Source organism: Streptomyces aurantiacus, from assembly GCF_027107535.1.
GTDB lineage: Bacteria > Actinomycetota > Actinomycetes > Streptomycetales > Streptomycetaceae > Streptomyces.
Map to the genome: position 1 here is coordinate 3,356,666 of NZ_CP114283.1, position 23,025 is coordinate 3,379,690.

Here is a 23,025-nt window from a genome sequence, read left to right on the forward strand (position 1 = left end):
ATGAACCGAAGGCATGAAGTGGTGAAGGAGAACACAGCGCCGTCATCCGTCCTCCCGGTGGCACCTTCCCGGGGCCGGCTGCGACCACTGGGTCTCGACGAGGTCAGCATCACCGGGGGCTTCTGGGCCCACCGCCGGCACATCAACGAGACGGCCACCCTCGGCCACTGCCGCGACTGGATGGAACGCGTCGGCTGGACCGGCAACTTCCGGGCCGTCGCCGAGGGCCGCGTCCACCGGGACCGGCGCGGCCGGGAGTTCGCCGACTCCGAGGTCTACAAACTCCTCGAAGCCATGGCCTGGCAGACCGGTGCCCGTACCGGTACCGGCCTCGACACGGACATCGCCGCACTCACCGAAACCCTGGCGCCCGCCCAGGCACCGGACGGCTACCTGAACACCGCCTTCGGCAACCCCGGGCAGCAGTCCCGCTACAGCGACCTCGAATGGGGCCACGAGCTCTACTGTCACGGCTTCCTGATCCAGGCCGGCGTCGCCCGGGCGCGGGCCCGCGGCGAGGGTGAACTCACGAAGATCGCCCGACGGGCCGCCGACCACGTCTGCGCCGCCTTCGGCCGGGGCGGCATCGAGAAGGTCTGCGGCCACCCCGGGATCGAGACGGCCCTGGTGGAACTGGCCAGGCTGACGGGGGAGCAGCGCTACCTCGACCAGGCCGCGCTCTTCGTCGACCGCCGCGGCCACGGCACGCTCGCCGACGGCGAGTTCGGCCGCGTCTACTACCAGGACGACCTACCCGTACGCCGGGCCACGGTGCTGCGCGGCCATGCCGTCCGCGCCCTCTACCTCGCGGCCGGCGCCGTCGACGTGGCCGTGGAGACCGGCGACGAGGAATTGCTCGCCGCCGTCGTACGGCAGTGGGAGGCCGGTGTCGCCCGGCGTACCCACCTGACCGGCGGCATGGGCTCGCACCACCGGGACGAGTCCTTCGGCGACGACTTCGTCCTCCCGCCGGACCGCGCCTACTCGGAGACCTGCGCGGGTGTCGCCTCCGTGATGCTCGGCTGGCGGCTGCTGCTCGCCACCGGCGAACCACGCTTCGCCGACCTCGCCGAGCGAACCCTGTTCAACGTGGTCGCGACCTCCCCGGCCGAGGACGGCCGGGCCTTCTTCTACGCCAACACCCTGCACCGGCGCCACCGGGGCGGCGTGCCCGAAACGGACGCACCCAGCCCGCGCGCCGAGTCGAGCCTGCGCGCGCCCTGGTTCGCCGTGTCCTGCTGTCCGACCAACGTGGCGCGGACCCTTGCCCTGCTGCCCGCGTACCTGGCCACGGCGGACGATCGCGGCGTGCAACTGCACCAGTACGCCGACGCGCGGATCACCACCTCCCTCACGGCCGGTCACGCCGTCGCACTGCGGATGCGCACCGACTACCCGTCCGGCGGGAACGTGGTCGTACGCATCGACCGGTCGTCGCCGGCCCGTCCGTGGACCGTGTCGCTGCGCGTCCCCGCGTGGACGGCGGGGGACACGGCGTGGCTCACCGACCCGGACGGCACACGCCGTGCCGTCGCCGCGGGCACGGCCGAGGTCACCCGGGTCTTCCGGCCCGGTGACGAGATACGGCTCGAACTGCCCGTCCGGCCGCGCTGGGTCCGGGCCGACCCGCGCGTCGACGCGGTACGCGCCGCGGTGGCCGTCCAGCGCGGGCCGCTGGTGTACTGCGCCGAGTCCGTCGACCTGCCCGCCGGCCACGACGTCGACGCGATCCGGGTGGACCCGTCCGCCGCACCAAAGGACGGACCGGACCCGGCGGGCGCCACCGTCGTGGTCACCGGGCAGGTGACCACGCACGACGCGAAGCACGACGGACCCTGGCCGTACCGGCCCGTCGACGCTCCCGCCGCCCCACCGGCCGCCGAGCGGACGGGAATCGTCCTGGTCCCGTACCACTCCTGGGCGAACCGCGGTCCCGCGACGATGCGGGTGTGGCTGCCCGCCGAGGAACCGGACCGCCCCACGCCGCCGGAGAGCACTCCCACCGCGAGGTAGGCGTGCACCGCCGTTCCGTCATGGCGCCGCGGCCCCGGTCCCCACCCCGCCACGACCGCCTCGGCGCGCTGCCGTCCTCATCTCTTCCGCACCACGTCCGTGTCCGTCGACCCACCACGATCGGAGTCCGAGCATGTCCCAACCCCCCACACGCCGCGGTCTGTTGCGGCTCGCAGCCGGGACGGCGGCCGCTGTGCCGCTCGCTCAGGCGATCACTCCGGCGCATGCCGCCACGGGTGCGGCGCCCCTCGCCCGCGTCGCGGGGGCGACGCCCGACCGGGCTGCCGCCGTGCCGTCGGCCGCCCCGTCCGCCGCGCCCGCCTGGCCGGTGCAGCCGTTCCCGCTGGGCCAGGTCGCCCTCGGCGACGGCGTGTTCCGCCGCAAGCGCGACCTGATGCTCGACTACGCCAGGTCCTACCCGGCCGACCGCATCCTGGCCGTCTTCCGGGCCAACGCCGGACTCGACACCCGCGGGGCCCGCCCGCCCGGCGGCTGGGAGACCTCCGACGGCAACCTGCGGGGCCACTACGGCGGCCACTTCCTCACCCTCGTCGCCCAGGCCTACGCCGACACACGGGAGGCCGCACTCAAGGCCAAGCTGGACCACCTGGTCACCGCACTCGGAGAATGCCAGCGGGCCCTGGCGGAACAGGGCTCGCCGAGACCGAGTCATCCCGGCTACCTGGCGGCCTACCCGGAGACCCAGTTCGTCCTGCTGGAGAGCTACACGACCTACCCCACCATCTGGGCGCCGTACTACACCTGCCACAAGATCATGCGCGGTCTCCTCGACGCACACACCCTGGCCGGGAACGCACAGGCCCTGACCATCGCCTCGGCGATGGGCGACTGGGTGCACAGCAGGCTGGCCCGGCTGCCGAAGACCCAGCTGGACCGCATGTGGTCGATCTACATCGCCGGCGAGTACGGCGGGATGAACGAGGTGCTGGCCGACCTCCACGCCCTCACCGGGCGGGCGGAACACCTCGCCGCCGCCCGCTGCTTCGACAACACCGCGCTGCTCGAAGCCTGCGCGGCGGACCGCGACATCCTGGACGGCAGACACGCCAACCAGCACATCCCGCAGTTCACGGGATACCTGCGGCTCCACGACCACACCGGCCAGGAGGAGTACGCCGCCGCGGCCCGCAACTTCTGGGGCATGGTCGCGGGCTCCCGGACCTACAGCCTGGGCGGCACGGGGCAGGGCGAGATGTTCCGGGCCCGGGGCGCGATCGCGGCGACCCTGGACGACAAGAACGCCGAGACCTGCGCCACGTACAACATGCTCAAGCTGAGCCGGCAGCTCTTCTTCCACGAGCCGGACGCCGCCTACATGGACCACTACGAGCGGGGCCTGACCAACCACATCCTCGCCTCCCGCCGGGACGCCCCCAGCACGAGCAGCCCGGAGGTCACCTACTTCGTCGGCATGGGGCCCGGGGTCGTGCGCGAGTACGGCAACACCGGCACCTGCTGCGGCGGCACGGGCATGGAGAACCACACCAAGTACCAGGACTCGGTCTACTTCCGGTCCGCCGCCGGCGACACGCTGTACGTCAACCTCTACCTCGCCTCGACCCTGCGATGGCCGGAGAAGGGCCTCGTCATCGAGCAGACCGGCGACTACCCGGCCGAAGGCGTCCGCACCCTGACGTTCCGTGAGGGCGGCGGCCCGCTCGACGTGAGACTGCGGGTGCCGTCCTGGGCCACGGGCGGATTCACCGTCACGGTCAACGGGGTCCGGCAGCGAGCCGAGGCGGAACCCGGCAGCTATCTCACCCTCAGCCGGAACTGGCAGCGCGGCGACCGGATCCGCGTCACCGCCCCCTACCGGCTGCGCGTCGAGCGGGCCCTGGACGATCCCACCGTCCAGTCACTGTCCTACGGGCCGGTCCTGCTGGTCGCGCGGAGCCAGGAGACGGGATTTCGCACGTTCTCCTTCTACAAGGACTTCACGCTCCGGGGAGATCTCGCCGATGTGATCGCGCCGGAGGGCCGCCCGCTGCACTTCACCACCCACGGCCTGACCCTGGCGCCGTTCCACCTCGCGGACGACGCCCGCTATCACGCCTACTTCGAACGCTCCGAACCCGTCGTCGTGTTCGGCACCGCCGACTCCGGCGTGCCGAACCGCGCCCGCGGCGACGGACTGACCTTCCTCGACGTCCTCTGGGGGCAGGCCCCCTTCGCGAACTCCGGCCGCTTCGTCCAAGCGGTACGCACGCTCGCCGGCACCTGGCTGGCCGAGGGGCTCTTCACCCGCGCCGAGCGGGACCGCGTCGTCGCGGCCGCCTCCCGCACCCGGACGGTCCGACGAAGGTGACCCCTGCGAGCTGAGCCGGCCGGAGGCGCCTGACGACGGAGACCCGCGCCAGGCGCCTCAAAGGTAGGTAAGGCAAACCTAACGTCCGATAATGTTCCCTGTGCAACTGTTCGTGGGACATACGCATGTTGGGAGTCGGCCTTGCCGCACACGATCGACACCGCCGGGAGCGGGCAGGGCGCCGCGACCGGGAAGGGCTGGGTCGAGCTGGGCTCACGCGACGAGCTGCGCGAGCTGCTGGGCGAGCCCTGGCCTGTCGTGATCGAGAAGGTCCACGACCGTCTCACCGGCAAGGACCTGGAGATACTCGCCCGCTCGCCCTTCTGCCTGCTGGCCACCTCCGACGCGCACGGCAACTGCGACGTCTCCCCGCGCGGGGACGCCCCGGGCTTCACACACGTCGTCGACTCCGCCACGATCGCCCTGCCCGACCGGCCGGGGAACCGGCGCGGCGACAGCTTCCACAACATTCTCGACAACCCGCACGCGGGCCTGCTCTACCTGATCCCCGGCGGCAAGGAGGTCCTGCGGGTGAACGGTCGGGCCCGCATCCTCACCGACGCCCCGTTCTTCGACGCGATGACCTCGGCCGAGCAGCGCCCCACGCTGGCCCTGGTCCTGGAGATCGACGAGATCTACCTGCACTGCCCGCAGTCGCTGCGCCGCTCGGGAGTCTGGAATCCGGCGTCCTGGCAGACCGGCTGAACCGGGTCGGGGACACCGCTGTCAAGGTCAATTTAGGTTAGGCTAACCTTCGCCATGTGAGATCTGGTGAAGAAACAGCCGACACCCCGCGTCTGCGCGGGCACGAACTGTCGGCCAAGGGTGTGACCGTGTCGTACGACGGCGTCGACGTCGTGCACGACGCGGCGGTCACCCTCCGGCCCGGCGAGGTGACCGTCCTGGTCGGCCCCAACGGCAGCGGAAAGTCGACTCTCCTGCGGACGCTCGCCCGATTGCAGGGGGCCCGCCACGCCACGCTCAGGATCGACGCCGACACCGACGGCCTCGCCCTGAGCGCCCGCGAGTTCTCACGGTACGTCGCCCTGCTGACCCAGGGCCGCCCCACGCCCAGCGGCCTGACCGTGCGGGACATCGTCGAGTTCGGCCGCTACCCCTACCGCGGCCGCTTCGGCAGGCCGGATCCGGACGCGACGGCCGCGGTCGACCGGGCCCTCGCGCTCACCGGAGTCACGGACCTCGCCGAGCGGGGCGCCGACCACCTGTCCGGCGGGCAGCTGCAGCGGGTGTGGCTCGCGAGCTGCCTCGCCCAGGAGACCGGCGTGCTGCTCCTGGACGAGCCCACGACCTACCTCGACCTGCGCTACCAGATCGAACTCCTCGACCTCATCCGCGACCTGGCGGACGACCACGGCATCGCCGTCGGAGTGGTCCTCCACGACCTCGACCAGGCGGCCGCCGTCGCCGACCGCGTCACGCTGCTCGAACAGGGCCGGATCGTCGCCGACGGCCTGCCCGAGGACGTCCTCACACCGGAACGCCTGACAGCCGTCTACGGCATCCGGATCGACGTCGACACAGACCCCCTGACCGGCCGACTGCGCACCCGCCCGATCGGCCGCCACCACACCCGGCACACTCGAACCGAAAGGCTCGGCACCACCTCATGAGACGCCTCCTGCTCACCGCGGCCGCCACCACCGCCGCGGCGCTCACCCTCGCCGCCTGCGGCACCACCGAGCCTGCCGCCGACAAGACCGAGAAGCCCTCGGAGGCCATCACCCTCACCGACTCCACCGGTGCCAAGATCAAGCTCGACGGCCCGGCCACCAAGGTCGTCGCCACCGAGTGGAACGAGGTCGAGAGCCTCGTCACGCTCGGCGTCGACCCCGTCGGCGTCGCCGACGTCAAGGGCTACAAGACCTGGGACACCGCCGTCCCGCTGAAGAACGAGCCGAAGGACATCGGCACGCGCGGCGAGCCGAGCATGGACACCGTCGCCTCCCTCTCGCCCGACCTCATCGTGGCCTCCTCCGACCTGCCGCCCTCGGCCGTGAAGCAACTGCGCAAGATCGCCCCGGTGCTGGGGATCAAGTCGGCGGACGCCTCCGACCAGATCGGGCAGATGATGGAGAACCTCGACCTCATCGCCAAGGCCACCGGCACCACCGACAAGGCCAAGACGGTCCGCGCCGACTTCGAGGCCAAGATCACCGAGGGCAAGAAGGCCCTCGCCGACGCCGACCTCGCCGGCGCGGACATCGCCTTCGCCGACGGTTACGTGACCTCCAACCAGGTCTCCCTGCGCCCGTACACCAGCGGTTCCCTCATAGGCAGCGTCAACGAGCGTCTCGGCCTGAAGAACGCCTGGAAGGTCAAGGGCGACGCGGCCTACGGCCTCGGCACCACCGACGTCGAAGGCCTCACCGCCCTGCCGAAGGACACGCGGTTCGCGTACATCGGCAACGACGACGACAAGGGCAGCACTCCCTTCACCGGCGCGCTCGCGAAGAACGCGGTGTGGACCTCCCTACCGTTCGTGAAGTCCGGCGACGTGCACCGACTGCCCGACGGCATCTGGATGTTCGGCGGTCCCAGGTCGATGGAGGCGTACATCGACGCCCTCGTCGACGCGCTGACGAAGTAACGAGGTCATGGCCGTCACCGCCACGCCCCCCGCCCTCCGTCGGCCGACAACCGCGTCCCGGACGGGCGCGGCCGCGGTGACGGCCGCGCTCGTCCTCCTGGTCGCGGCCCTCGCCGTCGTCGACATCACCCAGGGCACCGCCGCCGTCGGACCGGCCGAGGTGTTCAAGGCCCTGACCGGACAGGCCGATCCGGCCGACGCGTCCGTCGTGATCGCCTCCCGGCTGCCGCGGATGGCCGCCGGCATCCTGGTCGGCGTCATCCTCGGCGTGGCCGGCGCCGTGCTGCAGGCCGTCAGCCGCAACGTCCTCGCCTCTCCCGACACCCTCGCGGTGAACGCCGGTTCGTACCTCGCCCTCGGCCTGGCCGGCGCCACCGGCGTATCGCTCCCGCTGCTCGCCTCCTCCGGAATCGCCTTCGTCGGCGGGCTCCTGGCCGCGGCCGTCGTCCTCGCGCTGTCCGGCCTCGGCACGGGCACCGTACGGCTGGTCCTGGCCGGCACCGCGCTGGCACTGGGCCTCAACTCCGTGACGGAGGGGCTGCTCCTGCTGTTCCCCGAGCAGACGCAGGGCCTCTACCAGTGGAACCAGGGCAGCATCGGCCAGAACGGCTTCGACGGTGTCCTGCAGATGCTGCCCATCGCCCTGATCGGCCTCGTCGGCCTGCTGCTGACGGCCCGTCGGGTCGACGCCCTCGCCCTCGGTGACGACGCCGCCCGTGGACTGGGCGTCCCCGTCCGGACGACCCGGGTCACCGTCGTCGTACTGGCGTCCCTGCTCTCCGCTGCGGCGGTCACGCTCGCCGGGCCCATCGGTTTCGTCGGCCTGTGCGCACCGGCCCTGGTGCGTCCGCTCGCCCGCCGCTTCCGGGGCTTCGTCCGCATCCGTACGGTCCTGCCCGTGGCCGGTGTCGTCGGCGCGGGCCTGGTGCTCGGATCGGACGTGCTGCTGCGGGCTCTCGTGCCCTCGGGCACGGCGGTCGCCGTGCCCACCGGCGTCGTCACCAGCCTGGTCGGTGCCGTGTTCCTGGTCGTGATGGCCCTGCGACTGCGGGACACCTCGGGGGCCGAGGCACCTGACCGGCTGCGCATCCCCAGCCGGACGGCGTTCCTGGTGACCCTGGTAGCCCTCGTCGCCGTGGTCGTCGGCGTCACGATCGCCGGAACTCTGCTGGGCGACAGCAAACTCCTGCTCGGCGACCTCGTGAACTGGACCCAGGGGCGGGCCGGCCAGGCCGTCTCCTTCGTCCTCGACACCCGGACGCCACGGGTGCTCGCGGCCCTGTGCGCGGGCGCCGCTCTCGCGCTGGCCGGCACGCTCATCCAGGCCGTGACCCGCAACCCGCTCGCGGAGCCGGGGGTCCTGGGCGTGTCCGGCGGAGCCGGACTGGGAGCCGTCCTCCTCGTCACCACCGTGCCCGCCGCCGGCACCTGGGGCATCGCGGGTGCCGCGTTCGCGGGCGCCGCCGCTACCTCCGTGGTCGTCTTCGGGCTTGCCGCCCGGGGCGGCTACCAGCAGAACCGGCTGGTTCTCGTCGGCATCGGCATGGCCGCCGGTACCGCCGCGCTGATCAGCCTGCTCATCGTGCTCACCGATCCGTTCAACGCCACGAAGGCGCTGACCTGGCTGTCCGGTTCGACGTACGGCCGGACCATGCCGGACGTCCTGCCCGTCGCGCTGGTACTGGTGCTCGGTCTCGTCGTCGCGGTCGCCCGGCGTGTCGAGCTGGACCTCGTCTCCCTGGACGGAGACACACCGCGGCTCCTCGGCCTGGGACTGTCCCGGGCCAGGCTCGGATTCCTCGTGGTGGGTGTGCTGCTCAGCGCGACCGCCGTCGCCTCGGCCGGCACCATCGGTTTCGTGGGCCTCGTCGCGCCGCACGCGGCGCGCGCCCTCGTGGGCCGGCGGCACGTACGGGTGGTGCCGGTCGCCGTCCTGCTCGGCGCGGCACTCGTCTGCACGGCCGACCTGCTGGGCCGCACGGTCATCGCCCCCGCCCAGCTGGGCGCCGGCCTGATGACAGCGGTGATCGGCACGCCGTACTTCCTGTATCTGCTGGTACGGAGCCGACGGTAGCCCCGGCCGGCCCTCGACAGCCCCTGGCTCCGCCGCGGATCCGCTGCGGAACCAGGGGCAGGATCAGGACGCGGACAGCTCGGTGCTGACCGTCCGGGCCGCGGTCACCAGGTTCTCCGGGGAGGCCCGGGTCTCGGGTCAGGCGCGGGTCTTCAGACCGCAGTCGGGATCGACCCACCGCCGTTCGGCCGTAATGGCCTCAAGTCCCTTGCGGAGCAGGGCTGCCGCCTCGCCCGTGCTCGGCACACGCGGGGAGGGGATGTCGTACACACCGGGTCCGGCCTCGCGCGGACAGCCGCGTTCGGCCGGCTCCCGGGCGACCTGCACGTGCGAGCGGGCCGCCTCCAGGCTGATGAATCCCGTCGACGGCGTGGTGGCCCCCTACCGGGCGACGTAGCCGCCGTCGACGGGGAGGGCGACGCCGACGACGAAGCCGGCTCCGGGGCTGCACAGCCACAGGACGGCCTGGGCGATCTCCTCGGCGGTGCCGAGACGGTTGATGGGCTGGTTGGCCTCGGCCTCGGCGCGGTCGAGTTCTCCCTTGCCGATCATGTCGCTGACCATGGGCGTGTCGATCGTGCCGGGGCAGACGGCGTTGATGCGGATGCCTCGTGGCGCGTATTCGAGGGCGGCGCTGGTGGTCAGGCCGATCACACCGTGCTTGGCGGCGTGGTACGAGGCGCGGCCGGGGAGACCGACGAGACCGCCGAGTGAGGAGCAGTTGACGACGGCTCCGCTGCCTTGGGCGCGCATGTGCCGCAGTTCGTGCTTCATGCAGGCCCACACGCCGCGGAGGTTGATGGCGTTGACGCGGTCGAACCGTTCGGCGGGTTCGTCGGCGGCGTCGCTGGGCGGGATCTGGATGCCGGCGTTGTTGTACGCCATGTCGAGGCGGCCGAAGGTCTCCACGGCCCGGTCGACCGAGGCGGCGACCTGGTCCTCGTCGGTGACATCACAGGTGAGGCCGAGGACCCTGTGGCCCGCGTCGGTCAGTTCCTTCGTGGCCGCGTTCAGGGCGGCTTCGTCGATGTCGGTGAGGGCGACCGCGGCCCCGGACTCCGCGAAGGCGCGGGCGGTCGCCAGGCCCATACCGGAGCCGGCTCCGGTGACGAGGGCGACCTGGCCGGCGAAGTCGTAGGTGGGATTCACGTCGTGTGTCTCCTGTCGTGGATCGGGGACCGTGCGCTGGCCACGATGCGGCCGCTGCCGGAGGTGCCGCGCACGGTGAGAGCGGCGGCCGTGACCGGGTTGGTGGACCGCGGGATCACCGGGAACAGGACCAGGGCGGTCGCCGCGGCGGCGCATGCGGTCGGGCCAAGGGGGACAGGGCAGCCGTCGGAGCGGGCGCCGGGGAGGGGCCACCTGGCTGCGGAAAGGTCAGGAGGCGTCTTCGACGGTGACCCTGACCTCGTCGTTGTCGGCGAGTTGTGCCGTGGCGCCTTCGGGCATGTGGCCCAGGACGATCAGGTCGTTGCCGGGGCTGGGGGAACCGTCGCGGTAGTAGATGGCGAGGTTGCCCCAGGGCGCGTAGTAGGCGAGGTCGCCGGTACGGGGATGGACTCCGTCGGGGGCACCGGAGGTGGACAGCCGGCGGGGCAGGTCGGCGATCTTCTCGTTCCGGTGGAAGTCGGTCAGGTTCAGGGTGAGCGGGAGCTGGGCGGCGAAGTCCCGGGCGGCGGCGCTGTCGTTGAGCGTGGCGTCGACCGGGGTGCCGTCGATGGTGATCCGGATCTTCATGGCGGTGTACCTGCCAGGGGGTGTGGTGGGTGCGGGACTCGGCGTCCTCCGCTCCGGGGTGTTCGGGGACGTGGACGTCGCCCCGGAAGAGGACTGGGGGGACGGCGAGCTTTCGGCACAGGCGGTCACGGCAAGCAGGAGAGCCGCGGCCACGGCACCACGGGCGAGGCCGAGAGGGGCGGCCGAGGTCATGGTCAGCCCGGCGTTTCGGTCGGCAGGACCTCGGCGTAGTGGCGGAAGCCGTCGCGCTCGGTGTGGATGCCGTACAGGCGCTCGGCCAGTGCGGCGGGGCTGCTGTGCTCGGCGTCGGGCCGGATGGCGCCGGGGACGATCAGCTGCGCGGCGTGGATGTTCTCCGGGGCCAGGGCGTCGTGGAGCATGCGGGCGTAGGCGCTTTCGGCGGCGAAGGCCACGGAGGTGCCGGCGACGTTCGGGTTGGGGCGTACGGCGCTGGAGCCGTTGACGAACAGCAGGGTGCCGCGGCCGAGTTCGCGCATACCGGGCAGGACGGCGTTCACCGCGGTGACGGGGCCCTTGACGGAGAAGGCGAGCGGGGCGTCGAGGTCGTCGGCTCTGGTGTCGAGGACCGGCCTCATGAAGTCGGCGCGGGGCACGGGGCTGTACTGGAGGATCTCGACGGGCCCAAGGGTGTCGGCGGCAGCGCGCAGGGCGGCAGTCAGGGAGGTGGGGTCGAGGACGTCGGCGGGGAAGCCGTGGGCCTGAACGCCGTCACGGGCCAGCCCGGCCGCCAGGTCGTCCAGGTTCTGGGCGGTGCGCGAGATCAGGGCGACGGAGTGGCCGGCCGCGGCGAAGCGTCGGGCGGTGGCGAGCCCGAGGCCGGGGCCGGCACCGATGAGAGCGAAGGTGGTCACGGTGAGTCCTTGGTGGGAGGGGGCGCCGGGGCCGGACTGTGGATGCCCGGCCCCGGCGGTGGGACGGTTCACGGGTTCAGGGCGTCAGGAGGGCCTTGATGGCGCGGCGCTCGTCCATCGCCCTGTAGCCCTCGGCCACCTGCTCCAGCGGCAGAGTGAGGTCGAAGACCCTGCCCGGGTCGATCCTGCCGTCCAGGACACGGCCGATCAGGTCGGGCAGGAAGCGCCGGACCGGGGCGGGGCCGCCGCGCAGACCGACATGCGAGAAGAACAGCTCCTGGCCGTCGATCGCCACGTCGTGCGGGACACCGACGAAGCCGACGCTGCCTCCGGGCCGTGCGCAGTGCAGGGCCTGCCGCATCGACTCGGAGGTGCCGACGCACTCCAGGACCGAGTCGGCGCCGATGCCGTTCGTCAGTTCCTTCACACGGGCGGCACCTTCCTCACCGCGCTCGGTGACGATGTCGGTCGCGCCGAATTCGACGGCCAGCTTCTGGCGGGAGGAGTGCCTGCTCATGGCGATGATCCGCTCGGCGCCGAGCTCCTTGGCGGCGATGACACCGCACAGGCCGACCGCACCGTCACCGACGACCACGGCGGTCGAGCCCGGACCCACTTCGGCGGCGACGGCGGCGTACCAGCCGGTGCCCATCACATCGGAGACGGCCAGCAGGCTGGGCACCAGATCGCCGGACGGGTGCTCGTCGGTGGCGACGAGCGTGCCGTGGGCGTTGGGAATGCGGACGTAGTCGGCCTGGCAGGTGCTCATGAACTCCCGGTGCAGACAGCTGGACTGCCAGCCGGTCAGGCAGTTCGGGCAGGTGTTGTCCGAGGTGGCGAACGAGCCGACCACGAACTGGCCCGGCTTGACGTTGGTGACCTCGCTGCCGACCTCCTCGACGATGCCGACGTACTCGTGCCCCATCGGGTGGGGCTCGTCCACCGGCTCCGCGCCGCGGTAGGGCCACAGGTCCGAACCGCACACGCAGGTGGCGACCGTCCGGATGACGGCGTCCGTCGGCCGGCTGATCCTCGGATCGTCCAGTTCCTCGAAGCGCACGTCGCCAGGTGCGTGAATGACTGCTCCGCGCATGATGGTGCTTCCTTCGGTACGGGGACTGAGAGCCGCAGCCAGAGTCGGGAAAGGCTGCTCACGATCGAGCCTCACACGCGAGAGCGGGCGGGAAAAGCGGAGGAACCTTTCCCGGGAGAGGAACATCCAGGGAGGAAACTCTCCCCCCTTCCTCAGGTGCGATCGATGCAATGCTGGGAAGCATGACCAGCAATGCCACCCTCGATGAACTGGGAGAACTCCTCAAGAAGCGCCGCGCGGAGCTGAGCCCGCGCACGGTGGGGCTGCCGGAGACGGGCGGGTCCCGCCGGGTCGAGGGACTGCGCCGGGAGGAGGTCGCCCAGCCGGCCTCGATCAGCACGGACCACTGCACGAGGTGTCACCGACTTCTCCCGTGTCCCGGAGAAGCACCGCAACTACCCCCGGCTCCTGTTCACCGATCCGGCGATGCGCGCTCTCCATACCGACTGGGAGACGGCAGCCCAGGTGACGGTGGCACAGGTACGTATGGAGGCGGCGAAGTACCCCGAGGCCCCCGGCTCATCGCACTGGTCGGTGAACTGTCCATGCGTGACCAGCAGTTCGCCCAGTGGTGGGGCGACCACAAGGCCGCCACCCGCACCGTGGGCACGAAGACCCTGATCCATCCGGTCGTGGGCGAGCTCACTCTCGACTGCGACACCCTCACCGCCAGTACCGACTCCGACCAGTACATGACGGTCTGGACCGCCGCCCCGGGCTCCTCCGCGCACGACGGACTGCGCATCCTCGCCTCCTGGGCCGCCGACCAGAACCTGCCGGCCTCGTCAGGATGGGAAGCATGACCAGCAACGTTCCTCTCAATGAGCTTGGGGAATTCCTCAAGAAGCGCCGCGCGGAGCTGAGTCCGCGCACGGTGGGGCTGCCGGAGACGGGCGGACCGCGCCGGGTGGACGGGCTGCGCCGGGAGGAGGTCGCCCAGCTCGCCTCGATCAGCACGGACTACTACACGAGGCTTGAGCAGGGCCGTATGCAGGCGTCGGCTCCCGTCCTGGACACCATCGCCCGGGTCCTGCATCTGGACGACGACGAGCGGGGCTATCTGTTCCAGCTCGCGGGGAAGACCACCACCCGCACCCGGCGTCATGGCAGGCAGAAGGTCCAGCCGCAGCTGCAACGCGTGCTGGACGACCTCACCGCCACCCCGGCCATCGTGCAGGGGCGGCGCGGGGACGTCCTGGCGTGGAACGCGCTGGCGGCCGCGCTGGTCACCGACTTCTCCCAGGTACCGGAGAAGCACCGCAACTACCCCCGGCTCATCTTCACCGATCCGGTGATGCGCGGCCTGTACGCCGACTGGGAGAGCTCGGCGCGGATCGCCGTGGCGCAGCTGCGGATGGAGGCGGCCAGGTATCCCGAGGACCCCCGGCTGGTCGAGCTGGTCGGTGAACTGTCCACGCGTGACCAGCAGTTCGCCCAGTGGTGGGGCGACCACAAGGTCGCCGCCCGCACCGTGGGCACGAAGACCCTCAACCATCCGGTCGTCGGCGAACTCGTCCTGGACTGGGACACCCTCACTGCCAACACCGACCCCGACCAGCACCTCACCGTCTGGACCGCCGCCCCCGGTTCCCCCACCCACGAGCGGCTGCGCATCCTCGCCTCCTGGGCCGCCGAGCAGAACCTGTCGCCCTCTTCGTCCCTCCGCTGACCGCGGCCCACGCCGGCCGACGGACTTCCCGGTCATTCCCGGGTGCGGTGGCGTGCCGACCCGGCAGTGCCCCGTGCCGTGAACTCACCTGCCGTCGGCCCGCGAGCGGGACCCGCTGATCGCGCGCGGGACGGGCACCGCGTCAGCCGACGTCCTGCGCGCGCGCCCCGACCGCCTGGTCCGTGGCTGTTCCTGGCTGGGGCTGGGGTGTCTCGGCGCGGGTGGCGTGCATCAGCGCGAGTGCGGTCAGCGGTACGAGGGTCAGCGCGGCCGCCACCGTGCCGACCAGCGGGGGTCCGGCCTGCCGCAGCGGTGAGGTCAGGGCGATTCCTGCCGTCCAGGAGCCGATGGCGATGCCCACGTTGGGCGCCGAGCCACTGAGGCCGGAGACGAGGTTGGGTGCGGAACCGGAGAAGCGCAGGGCCAGCGCGCCGAGCACTGGGGTCGCGGCGAAGCCGGTCGTCCCCATGAGCGTCACCAGGATGACGGCCGCCACGGGGCTCGGGGAGAGCAAGGTCAACAGCAGCAGGACCAGCGTGGTCGTGGCAGCGGAGGTGATGAGCGTGGCAAGGGGGCGCCGGTCACCCAGGCGCCCGCCGACCGTGGTGCCGAGCAGGGCTCCCAGGCCGTAGCCGGTCAGGACCATGGGCACGGCCTCGGCGGGGACGCCGGCCCGTTCGGTGAGCAGGGGCGAGATGTAGCTGTACGTCGCCAGGACACCGCCCATCAGCAGCGTCATGGCACTCAGCGTCAGCCAGACCCGCACATCCCGCAGCACGGCGAACTCGGCCCGGACACAAGGCGCTTCACGCCGCTCGTCGGCAGGTATGAACCGGCCGACGACTGCCGCCGCGACGGCTGACAGCGCGGCCAGTACCCACAACGGCCCGCGCCAGCCCGACAGCTGTCCGAGCCACGAGCCCAGCGGTACGCCGGCCACGGTGGCCACGGTCAGGCCCCCCATGAGCATGCCCAGGGCCCGTGACGTCGCTGCCGGACCTGCCGCGGTCGTCGCCACGACCGCGCCGACACACCAGAAGGTGCCTGTGGCCAGCGCGGTCACCACACGGGCCGCGAGCACCAGCGCGAAGGACGAGCTGAGCGCGGCGGCCAGGTGGCCGAGGGAGAAGACGACGAGTGCGAGGACCAGTGTGGAGCGCCGGGGCAGGCGCAGCGTCGCGATGGCCATCGCCGGTGCCCCGACGACCATGCCGACGGCGAACACGGTGATCAGCAGACCCGCGTGAGACACGCTGACGCCCAGATCGCCGGCGATCTCGGGGAGCAGGCCCGCGATGACGAATTCGGTGGTGCCCATGAGGAACGTTCCGGCGGACAGCACCAGGACGACGAAGGGCAGCCTGCGGCCACCGGGCGGGGATGACATGCGGTGGCACTCTCCTTGCGGGGCGGCGTGCGACCGCCGCGGGGTGGGGACGCCGAGAACATCGCATCGCACGGGCGTTCTGCGAGGGGGAGGAACCTCTCCCTGCTGCGTGACGGAACGGCGAGCGGCCGCATCCTCGGCAGCCGCCGCTTCACGGACAGAGAACCGCTGACGCGCTGTGCGGCGATTCGGACCCCCGGGAGGGAAGCGGCCGGTGGATCGGACCGGTGGCCTGTGACAGCGGCAGGCCCGTGCCCTGGCCGGTGTGGGCGATGATCTCCGCGGCGATGGACACCGCGGTCTCCTCGGGTGTGCGGGCCCCGATGTCGAGGCCGATCGGTGAGTGCAGTCTGGCGAGCTGTTCCGCGCGGACGTCGGCCTCCCGCAGGAGGCGAAGGCGTTCGGCGTGGGTGCGCCGGGACCCCATCGCACCGACATAGCCGACGGGCAGATCGAGCGCCAGGCGCAGCAGGGGAATGTCGAACTTGGCGTCGTGGGTGAGGACGCAGACAGCGGTGCGGGCGTCCACGTCGGTGCGCTCCAGGTAGCGGGGCGGCCAGTCGACGACGACCTCGTCCGCGTACGGGAAACGTGCGGTGGTGGCGAAGACGGGGCGGGCGTCGCAGACGGTGACGCGGTAGCCGAGGAAGGCCCCGGCCTGGCTGAGCGCGGCGGCGAAGTCGACGGCGCCGAAGACCAGCAGGCGCGGGCGGGACGCGTGGACGTGAACGAGGACGGTCAGAGGTTCGGGGCAGCCGTCGCCGTCCCCGCCGACCGTGACGCGGGCGGTCCGCCCGGATCGCAACAGGGCCGTGGCTTCTTCCGCCACCAGCCGGTCCGCCGCTCCGTCGGCCAGCGTGCCGTAGGTGACGCTGCCGCCGGCGAGGACGCTCAGGGTCGAGCCGAGGAGGTCGCGGGGGCCGTCCACGACCTGTGCCACGGCGGCGGGCCGTCCCTGGACGACATCGCAGAGGGCCGCGGCGAGGTGGGGCTGGGCCGCTGGATCCATGTGCTGGACGAGGACGTCGAGTTCTCCGCCGCAGGTCAGGCCGACGGCGAAGGCGTCGTCGTCGGAGTAGCCGAACCAGGCCCGCTGGGGGGCGCCCCCGTCGCGCAGCACCTGCCGGCACAGGTCGTAGACGACGCCCTCGACGCAGCCGCCGGAGATACTGCCGACCGCGTTGCCGTCCGCGTCCACCGCCACCGACGTACCCGCGGGCAGCGGTGCGCTGCCGGTGACGTCGACGACGGTGGCCAGGGCGAAGGGGCGGGCCTCGAGGCACCAGCGGTGCAGTGTCTCCGCGATGTTCAGCATGAACGGGTCCTTCGTGCAGGGGGTGGCGTGGGCGGGCCGCCGCCGCGCCGCCGGGGAGCGTTGCTGCACGCGGCGGCGGCCCTGGAGGGTCCGGCAGCCGGGCCGGGGGACCGTCCCCAACTGCCGTGCAGGCGTGGGGACCCCCAGCCGGACGAGGAACGAGTGGCGCTGGGCCGCTCCGCAGTGGCCCGGGCCGCTCGACTCAGAGCAACGCCTCGGCAGTGATGGGCAGTTGACGGATGCGGCGGCCGGTGGCGTTGAAGACCGCGTTGCCGATCGCGGCCGCCACCCCCACCTGGACGACCTCGCCGAGTCCTTTGACCCCCAATGCGTTGCCCGCGTTGTCCTCGCCGTCCAGGTAGATCGCCTTCACCTCGGGGACATCGGCGTTGACCGGCACCAGGTAGTCGGCCAGGTTGGCGTTGACGATCCGGCCGTCGCGGTGGTCGGTGACCGTGTGCTCCAGCAGGGCCGTGCCGATGCCGCCCACGATGCCGCCGATGGCCTGACTGTCGGCGAGCTTGGGGCTGATGATGCGGCCCGCGTCGTACACACCGAGCATTCGCCGCACCCGCACCAGACCGAGCGTGGCGTCCACCGCGACCTCGGCGAAGGTCGCGTTGTAGGCGGCGTAGGACTCCCGCTCGGGAGCAGGCGGCCCGGTGTAGTCACCGCGGGCCTCCAGGTGGGAGCGGTCGTTACGGGCCAGCAGGCTTCGATAGGTCTCCCCGCGGGCCGGGTCGCCCTGCACATGGAGCCGGCCGCTCCGCACCACCACCCGGCCGGCGGCCACCCCGTACAGCGGCGACCTCTTGTCCTCGACTGCCAGCTTGATCGCCTGGCGTCGCACCTGGTCGCACGCGTCGACGACGGCGGAGCCGACACTGGCCATGGTCGCCGAGCCGCCGTGCGGCCCGGTCTGCGGATACAGCGAGTCGCCGAGCCGGAACGTGACGGCGCGCACGGTCAGTCCGAGCGCGTCCGCGGCGACCTGGGTCTGCGAGGTGTAGGTGCCCGGGCCCATGTCACTGGTGGCCGACTCGACCACCGCGGTTCCGTCGGCATCCAGACGAGCCCTGGCCTGCGCCGGGAAACGCCCGGGATCGTAGACCCCGGCAGCCATCCCCAGGCCGATCAGCCAGTCCCCGTCACGCGTCGAACGGGGCTTGGGGTTACGGCGGTTCCAGCCGAACTCCCGGGCACCGACCGTGTAGCACTCACGCAGCCGACGGGTGGAGAACGGCAGGTTCTTCCCCTCGTCCTCGGACGGTTCGTTGCGCCGGCGCAGCTCGATCGGGTCGATGCCGACCTTGTGCGCGAGCTCGTCCATGGCCGACTCGATCACGAACGACGCCGACGCGAAACCCGGCCCGCGCATCCAGATCGGAGTGTTCACGTCCAGCGGCACCGTCCGGTACGCCTGGCTGACGCCGGGCATGCTGTAGAGCATCTGCCCCGCGAGCATGACCCCCTCGGTGAACGTCTCGTACGAGGAGGTCTCGGCGTCGATCCGGTGGACCGCGGCGGCCAGCCGGCCGCGCCGGTCGCTGCCGAGGCGCAGCCGGTACTCGTAGGAGGGCCGGAAACCGGTGCCGAAGTACATCTGCCGACGGCTGAGCACCAGCTTGACCGGGCGCTTCGTCTCCCGCGCGGCCAGGGCGGCGACGATGGTGTGCGGCCAGCAGCGCAGCCCGCTGCCGAAGCCGCCGCCGACGAACGGGTTGATGACGCGCACCGCGTCCGCGGGCAGGTCGAACACTGCGGCGATCTCGTCGTGGGTGCCCATCACCCACTGCGTCTTGTCCCAGACGGTCAGCTTGTCCCCGTCCCATCGGGCGACGGTGGCGTGCGGCTCCATCGGGTTGTGATGGTTGCGGGCCAGCTGGTACGTCAGGTCGAGCTGTACCGCGGCGTCGCGCAGGCCGGATTCCGCGTCGCCGCGCGCGTAGTCCGTCGGCTCGTCCGGCTCGGCCTTGTGCAGGTCGGTCGACGGCCGCTCGGCGTCATAGCCGACCTCGACCAGGCTCGCACCGTGCTGGGCGGCCTCCAGGGTGGTGGCGACCACGACGGCCACCGGCTGACCGTGGAAGAGCACCCGGTCGTCCTGGAACACCCGCAGCCTGCGCCCGGGCATGTTGTTGGACCCGGCGTTGTCGCGGTACGGCAGCTTCGGCGCGTTGCCGTGGTGGATCACCCGCAGCACACCCGGATGCCTCTCGGCGGTGCGGGTCTCGATGGACCTGATGCGGCCACGGCCGATACTCGCGTCGACGATGACGGCGTGCACCGCCCCGTCCTCCTCGTGCTCGGCGGCGTAGCGTGCCGTGCCCGTGACCTTCAGCCGGCCGTCCACCCTCGACAGCGGCGCACCCACGGCGGCCTGCGGCTGAGGACTCACTTGGTACCTCCTACGATGCGCAGCTGACGTTCCACGGTCCGCCGGAGCAGCTCGACCTTGAACCGGTTGTGTGTGAGCGGGCGGGCCCCGTCCGCCGCCGTCCGGGCAGCGGCTGTCCACAGGGCCTCGGAGGGGCGCTCCCCGACGAGGTGTTCCTCGACCGCGGGCAGCTTCCACGGCACCGTGCCCACCCCACCGGCGGCGACCTTCGCCTCCCGGATCACCCCGCCGCGCACGTGCAGGGCGACGGCCGCCGAGGTCAGGGCGAACTCGTACGACTGCCGGTCACGCACCTTCAGATAGCCCGACCTCAGTGGACGGGCCAGAGCCGGGATCTCCACCGCCGTGATCAACTCGCCCTTCCTCAGGGCTTGTTCACGGTCGGGAGTGCTGCCGGGCCTGAGGAGGAAGCTGGCGAAGGGCACACGGCGCTCCCCGTCCGGGCCCAGCAGGTGCACGGTCGCCTCCAGCGCGGCGAACGCCACTGCGACATCCGAGGGGTGCGTGGCCACACAGCGGTCGGAGGTGCCGAGGATCGCGTGGGCGCGGTTGTGGCCCTCCCGCGCGGCACAACCCGAGCCCGGCTCACGCTTGTTGCAGGCGGCGGTCACGTCTCGGAAATAGGTGCACCGGGTGCGCTGCATGATGTTGCCGCCGATGGTGGCCATGTTCCGCAACTGGGCCGAGGCGCTCAGTTCCAGCGACTGCGAGATGACGGGATACAGGGCGCGCACCCGGGGGTGGGCGGCGGCCTCGGTCATGCTCACCAGCGCGCCGATGCGCAGACCACCGTGTGTGGTGGCCGTGACCGCGCGCATCGGCAGACCGGTGATGTCGACGAGGGTCTCGGGGCGCTCGACGGTCTCCCGCATCAGGTCGACCAGGGTGGTGCCGCCGGCGATGTAACGGCCGCCGCGGCGGCCCGAGTCGAGGGCTTCACGAGTGTCGGACGCCTTGGTGTACGTAAAGGGGTGCATGGTGGCCGCTCCTTACTTCCGGCCCGCGGTCTGTTCGACCGCGCGCACGATCTTCACGTAACAGCCGCAGCGGCAGATGTTGCCGCTCATCCACTCCCGGATCTCCTCCGGCGAACCGGTGTGGCCCTCCTGGATGCAGCCGACGCCGGACAGGATCTGGCCCGGTGTGCAGTAGCCGCACTGGAATGCGTCCTGCTCGATGAACGCCTTCTGGAGCGGGTGCAGTTGGTCACCGTCGGCCAGGCCCTCGATGGTGGTGACATCGGCACCTTCCAGCCGCACCGCGAGCGTCAGGCAGGAGTTGACCCGATGCTCGTCGACCAGGACCGTGCACGCGCCGCAGGCACCCGCGTTGCAGCCCTTCTTGGAGCCGGTCAGGCCGAAGTGTTCGCGCAGGAGATCCAGCAGCGAGGTGCGGTTGTCGACCGTCACCGTCCGCCGGGTGCCGTTCACCGTCAGGGAGACGCGGCTCGCGGGCGACGCCTCGGCGGCGGACGCCTCGCCCGGACCGGCGAGATCGGTCCCTGCGATCAGACCGCCTGCGACGACGACACCACCGACCGCGCTGGTGGTGGCGATGAACGTGCGCCGACTGGGGGCTGCTGGAGCGGACTCACCGGCTTCTGTGGGGAGTGCAACGGCCGGCTCGGGGGGTTCAGTGGGCATGGGTACGCCTTCGCGTCGCGGACGGATCATGCCGCGCACTGCGGCACGGCAGGAGGCGGGACCGGCGTCGCCGCGGGCCTGGACGACCGTGGGGATCACAGCCGCGGCCGGTCACGCCGGAAGTGTGGCACCGCCGGTGACCCTCGTGGCAGGGAGAGTTTTGTCCCCCGATGCTTCGCTCCCCCCGAGGCTGAGCCGTGGTGTGGTCATACGGGGGTGCCTCCGGCGGCGGCACGCAGGTGGGCGGTGTGAGTCGTCGGCGCCCGGTCCCACTCGCGCCGATCTGTCGATGCCGCACCCCTCGGCTCGTGGTCCGCTCCGAGCGGGTGTGCTGGCCGGCCCAGTGCTACGGCGAGGTGGGCAGGTGCGGGGAGCGGAGCACGAGGAGCGTGATCTCGCTGGGGGCGAGGACGCGGAACGGCGGGCCCCAGAAGCCGGTACCGCGGCTGGTGTAGAGGAGGGTGCGGGTGCCGTGGCGGCTGAGGCCGGCGAGGGCGGGCTGGTCGATGCGGACCAGGTGGTGGAAGGGCCAGATCTGGCCGCCGTGGGTGTGGCCGGAGAGCTGCAGGTCGATGCCGTCGGCTGCCGCCCGGTCGACGAACTTGGGCTGGTGTGCCAGGAGCAGGACGGGGTGGTCGGGGTCGGCGCCGTGCAAGGCTCCGGCGAGGTGGGCGCGGTGGCCCGCCAGGCCGGAGGACTCGGCGGTGACGTCGTCCACGCCGGCGACCACGAGGGTGTCGCCGCCGCGTTCGAGCAGCAGATGGCGGTTGCGCAGTGGCGCCCAGCCCAGCTCGTCCATCAGGTCGACCCAGCCCTGGGCCTCGCTGTAGTACTCGTGGTTGCCGGTGACGTACACGCGGGCCCGGGTGGCCCGCACGGTACCGAGTGGGAGGGCCTGGGCACGGCGGCGTTCGGCCGTGCCGTCCGCGATGTCGCCGGTGTGGCAGACCAGGTCGGCTTCCAGCGTGTTCACCGTCTCGCAGACCCGCTCCGACCAGCGAGTGCGATCGAGGGGGCCGTAGTGGGTGTCGGTGATGAGGACGACGCGGAGGCCGTCCAATCCGGCACCCAGCCGTGGGAGTTGCACGTCGAGTCGGCGCACGCGTGGCACGCGGCGGGCTTCGGCGTACCCCCAGGCGAGCAGTACGGCGGTTGTGCCGAGGACGGCCCATGTGACGATTCGGGCCCGGTCCTGACTCTCGCCGACGTCGGCCAAGGTCAGGGCGAGCCGCAACGGGACGCCGAGCAGAAGGGACCAGGCGAACAGAACCCAGCTGGCGCCCAGCAGGGTGTCACCGACGATCGCCGCCCGGTCCTGCTGGCGCCGGCCGTGTCCGCGCACCATCGCGAGCGGCATGCCGACGAGGCCGAGGGTGAACAGGGTGGTGCCGCCCAGGGAGACGGGCAGCGGCCAGTGCTGGCCGGTGTGCAGGAGCACCCAGCAGGGCACGGCCCACAGCAGGACGGGCGCGATCAGGGGGATGTAGCGCATCAGGCGGTGCAGTCGGCTCTGCCGCGGAGCCCCCGCTTCGCTGTCGGCGGGCCGGGTGTCGCTGGTGTCGGTCACGCTTCCCTCCCTGACCAGGCTGCCGTCTCGCGCACTGTATCCGGTCTCCCTGGGGCCGGCCGGACCGGTGTTCATGGGCGCGGCCCCTCGGAGCGAAGGGTTCTCTGCGGAACGGCAGGACTTTGCCGCAGACACCTTTTTCGGCATGAGCCGCGATCAGGGCACTACTGCCTGGCTGGTATCGCCGCCAGCGAAGCTTCCTGCCTGGTCCGCGACACCCACATCACCGAAGCCCGGCTCGTCCGTCGCGGCGCACCAGGCGACCCGGTGCGCCTGGACCGTTGGCAGGCGCCACCGGCGGTGGCACCGCGTTGCGGGACGGC

17 protein-coding genes and 2 pseudogenes are annotated in these 23,025 nt (G+C 71.9%); 8 read left to right on the top strand and 11 right to left on the bottom strand.

The window, feature by feature from the left end; all coding sequences use genetic code 11:
* From O1Q96_RS16680 to O1Q96_RS16705, 6 genes are all read left to right on the top strand, one after another.
* Complete coding sequence (locus O1Q96_RS16680) at positions 1–2,013, top strand: glycoside hydrolase family 127 protein (RefSeq protein WP_269248920.1); 2,013 nt, start codon at positions 1–3, stop codon at positions 2,011–2,013.
* Between the two features lie 133 nt (positions 2,014–2,146).
* Positions 2,147–4,339, top strand: coding sequence for a glycoside hydrolase family 127 protein (locus O1Q96_RS16685; RefSeq protein ID WP_269248921.1), 2,193 nt, complete (start codon positions 2,147–2,149; stop codon positions 4,337–4,339).
* Between the two features lie 141 nt (positions 4,340–4,480).
* The gene (locus tag O1Q96_RS16690) at positions 4,481–5,044 is read left to right on the top strand and encodes an MSMEG_1061 family FMN-dependent PPOX-type flavoprotein (RefSeq protein WP_269248922.1); all 564 of its coding nucleotides are present in this window, start codon (positions 4,481–4,483) and stop codon (positions 5,042–5,044) included.
* A 56-nt stretch (positions 5,045–5,100) separates the two neighbouring features.
* Positions 5,101–5,970: an ABC transporter ATP-binding protein gene (locus O1Q96_RS16695; RefSeq protein ID WP_269248923.1), complete on the top strand. Its 870-nt coding sequence runs from the start codon at positions 5,101–5,103 to the stop codon at positions 5,968–5,970.
* On the top strand, positions 5,967–6,947 hold the full coding sequence (locus O1Q96_RS16700; RefSeq protein ID WP_269248924.1) for an iron-siderophore ABC transporter substrate-binding protein: 981 nt from the start codon (positions 5,967–5,969) through the stop codon (positions 6,945–6,947). Before O1Q96_RS16695 ends, O1Q96_RS16700 begins: the two co-directional genes overlap by 4 nt.
* A 7-nt stretch (positions 6,948–6,954) precedes the next feature.
* The gene (locus O1Q96_RS16705; RefSeq protein ID WP_269248925.1) at positions 6,955–9,021 is read left to right on the top strand and encodes an iron ABC transporter permease; all 2,067 of its coding nucleotides are present in this window, start codon (positions 6,955–6,957) and stop codon (positions 9,019–9,021) included.
* 63 nt (positions 9,022–9,084) lie between these two features.
* Here O1Q96_RS16705 and O1Q96_RS16710 read toward each other — a convergent pair.
* The 5 genes and pseudogenes from O1Q96_RS16710 to O1Q96_RS16730 all read right to left on the bottom strand — a co-directional run.
* A pseudogene (locus tag O1Q96_RS16710) lies at positions 9,085–9,375 on the bottom strand (5-methyltetrahydropteroyltriglutamate--homocysteine S-methyltransferase); the annotation flags it as partial.
* Positions 9,376–9,402: 27 nt separating this feature from the next.
* Positions 9,403–10,170: an SDR family NAD(P)-dependent oxidoreductase gene (locus O1Q96_RS16715; RefSeq protein ID WP_269248926.1), complete on the bottom strand. Its 768-nt coding sequence runs from the start codon at positions 10,168–10,170 to the stop codon at positions 9,403–9,405.
* A 228-nt stretch (positions 10,171–10,398) separates the two neighbouring features.
* Positions 10,399–10,758 (bottom strand): cyclophilin-like fold protein, encoded by a 360-nt coding sequence (locus O1Q96_RS16720; protein ID WP_269248927.1) that lies wholly within the window; start codon positions 10,756–10,758, stop codon positions 10,399–10,401.
* A 194-nt stretch (positions 10,759–10,952) separates the two neighbouring features.
* Entirely contained in the window at positions 10,953–11,630 is a 678-nt protein-coding gene (locus tag O1Q96_RS16725) for an SDR family oxidoreductase (RefSeq protein WP_269248928.1), read from the bottom strand.
* Between the two features lie 76 nt (positions 11,631–11,706).
* Positions 11,707–12,723, bottom strand: coding sequence for a zinc-dependent alcohol dehydrogenase family protein (locus tag O1Q96_RS16730; protein ID WP_269248929.1), 1,017 nt, complete (start codon positions 12,721–12,723; stop codon positions 11,707–11,709).
* A 182-nt stretch (positions 12,724–12,905) separates the two neighbouring features.
* On the opposite strand from O1Q96_RS16730, the pseudogene O1Q96_RS16735 reads away from it, so the two are divergent.
* Together O1Q96_RS16735 and O1Q96_RS16740 are read left to right on the top strand one after the other, a co-directional pair.
* Positions 12,906–13,526: pseudogene (locus O1Q96_RS16735) on the top strand (MmyB family transcriptional regulator).
* Complete coding sequence (locus O1Q96_RS16740; RefSeq protein WP_269248930.1) at positions 13,523–14,392, top strand: helix-turn-helix domain-containing protein; 870 nt, start codon at positions 13,523–13,525, stop codon at positions 14,390–14,392. The pseudogene O1Q96_RS16735 and the gene O1Q96_RS16740 overlap by 4 nt, the downstream one beginning before the upstream one ends.
* A gap of 142 nt (positions 14,393–14,534) precedes the next feature.
* Here O1Q96_RS16740 and O1Q96_RS16745 read toward each other — a convergent pair whose 3' ends face one another.
* From O1Q96_RS16745 to O1Q96_RS16770, 6 genes are all read right to left on the bottom strand, one after another.
* Entirely contained in the window at positions 14,535–15,779 is a 1,245-nt protein-coding gene (locus O1Q96_RS16745) for an MFS transporter (RefSeq protein WP_269248931.1), read from the bottom strand.
* A gap of 151 nt (positions 15,780–15,930) precedes the next feature.
* On the bottom strand, positions 15,931–17,094 hold the full coding sequence (locus tag O1Q96_RS16750) for an XdhC family protein (protein ID WP_269248932.1): 1,164 nt from the start codon (positions 17,092–17,094) through the stop codon (positions 15,931–15,933).
* Positions 17,095–17,296: 202 nt separating this feature from the next.
* Complete coding sequence (locus O1Q96_RS16755; protein ID WP_269248933.1) at positions 17,297–19,492, bottom strand: xanthine dehydrogenase family protein molybdopterin-binding subunit; 2,196 nt, start codon at positions 19,490–19,492, stop codon at positions 17,297–17,299.
* Positions 19,489–20,469 (bottom strand): FAD binding domain-containing protein, encoded by a 981-nt coding sequence (locus O1Q96_RS16760; RefSeq protein WP_269248934.1) that lies wholly within the window; start codon positions 20,467–20,469, stop codon positions 19,489–19,491. The genes O1Q96_RS16755 and O1Q96_RS16760 overlap by 4 nt, the downstream gene beginning before the upstream one ends.
* A gap of 12 nt (positions 20,470–20,481) precedes the next feature.
* Positions 20,482–21,135: a (2Fe-2S)-binding protein gene (locus O1Q96_RS16765; RefSeq protein ID WP_269248935.1), complete on the bottom strand. Its 654-nt coding sequence runs from the start codon at positions 21,133–21,135 to the stop codon at positions 20,482–20,484.
* A gap of 346 nt (positions 21,136–21,481) precedes the next feature.
* Positions 21,482–22,702, bottom strand: a complete 1,221-nt coding sequence (locus O1Q96_RS16770; protein ID WP_269248936.1) for a metallophosphoesterase — start codon at positions 22,700–22,702, stop codon at positions 21,482–21,484.
* Positions 22,703–23,025 lie beyond the last annotated feature (323 nt).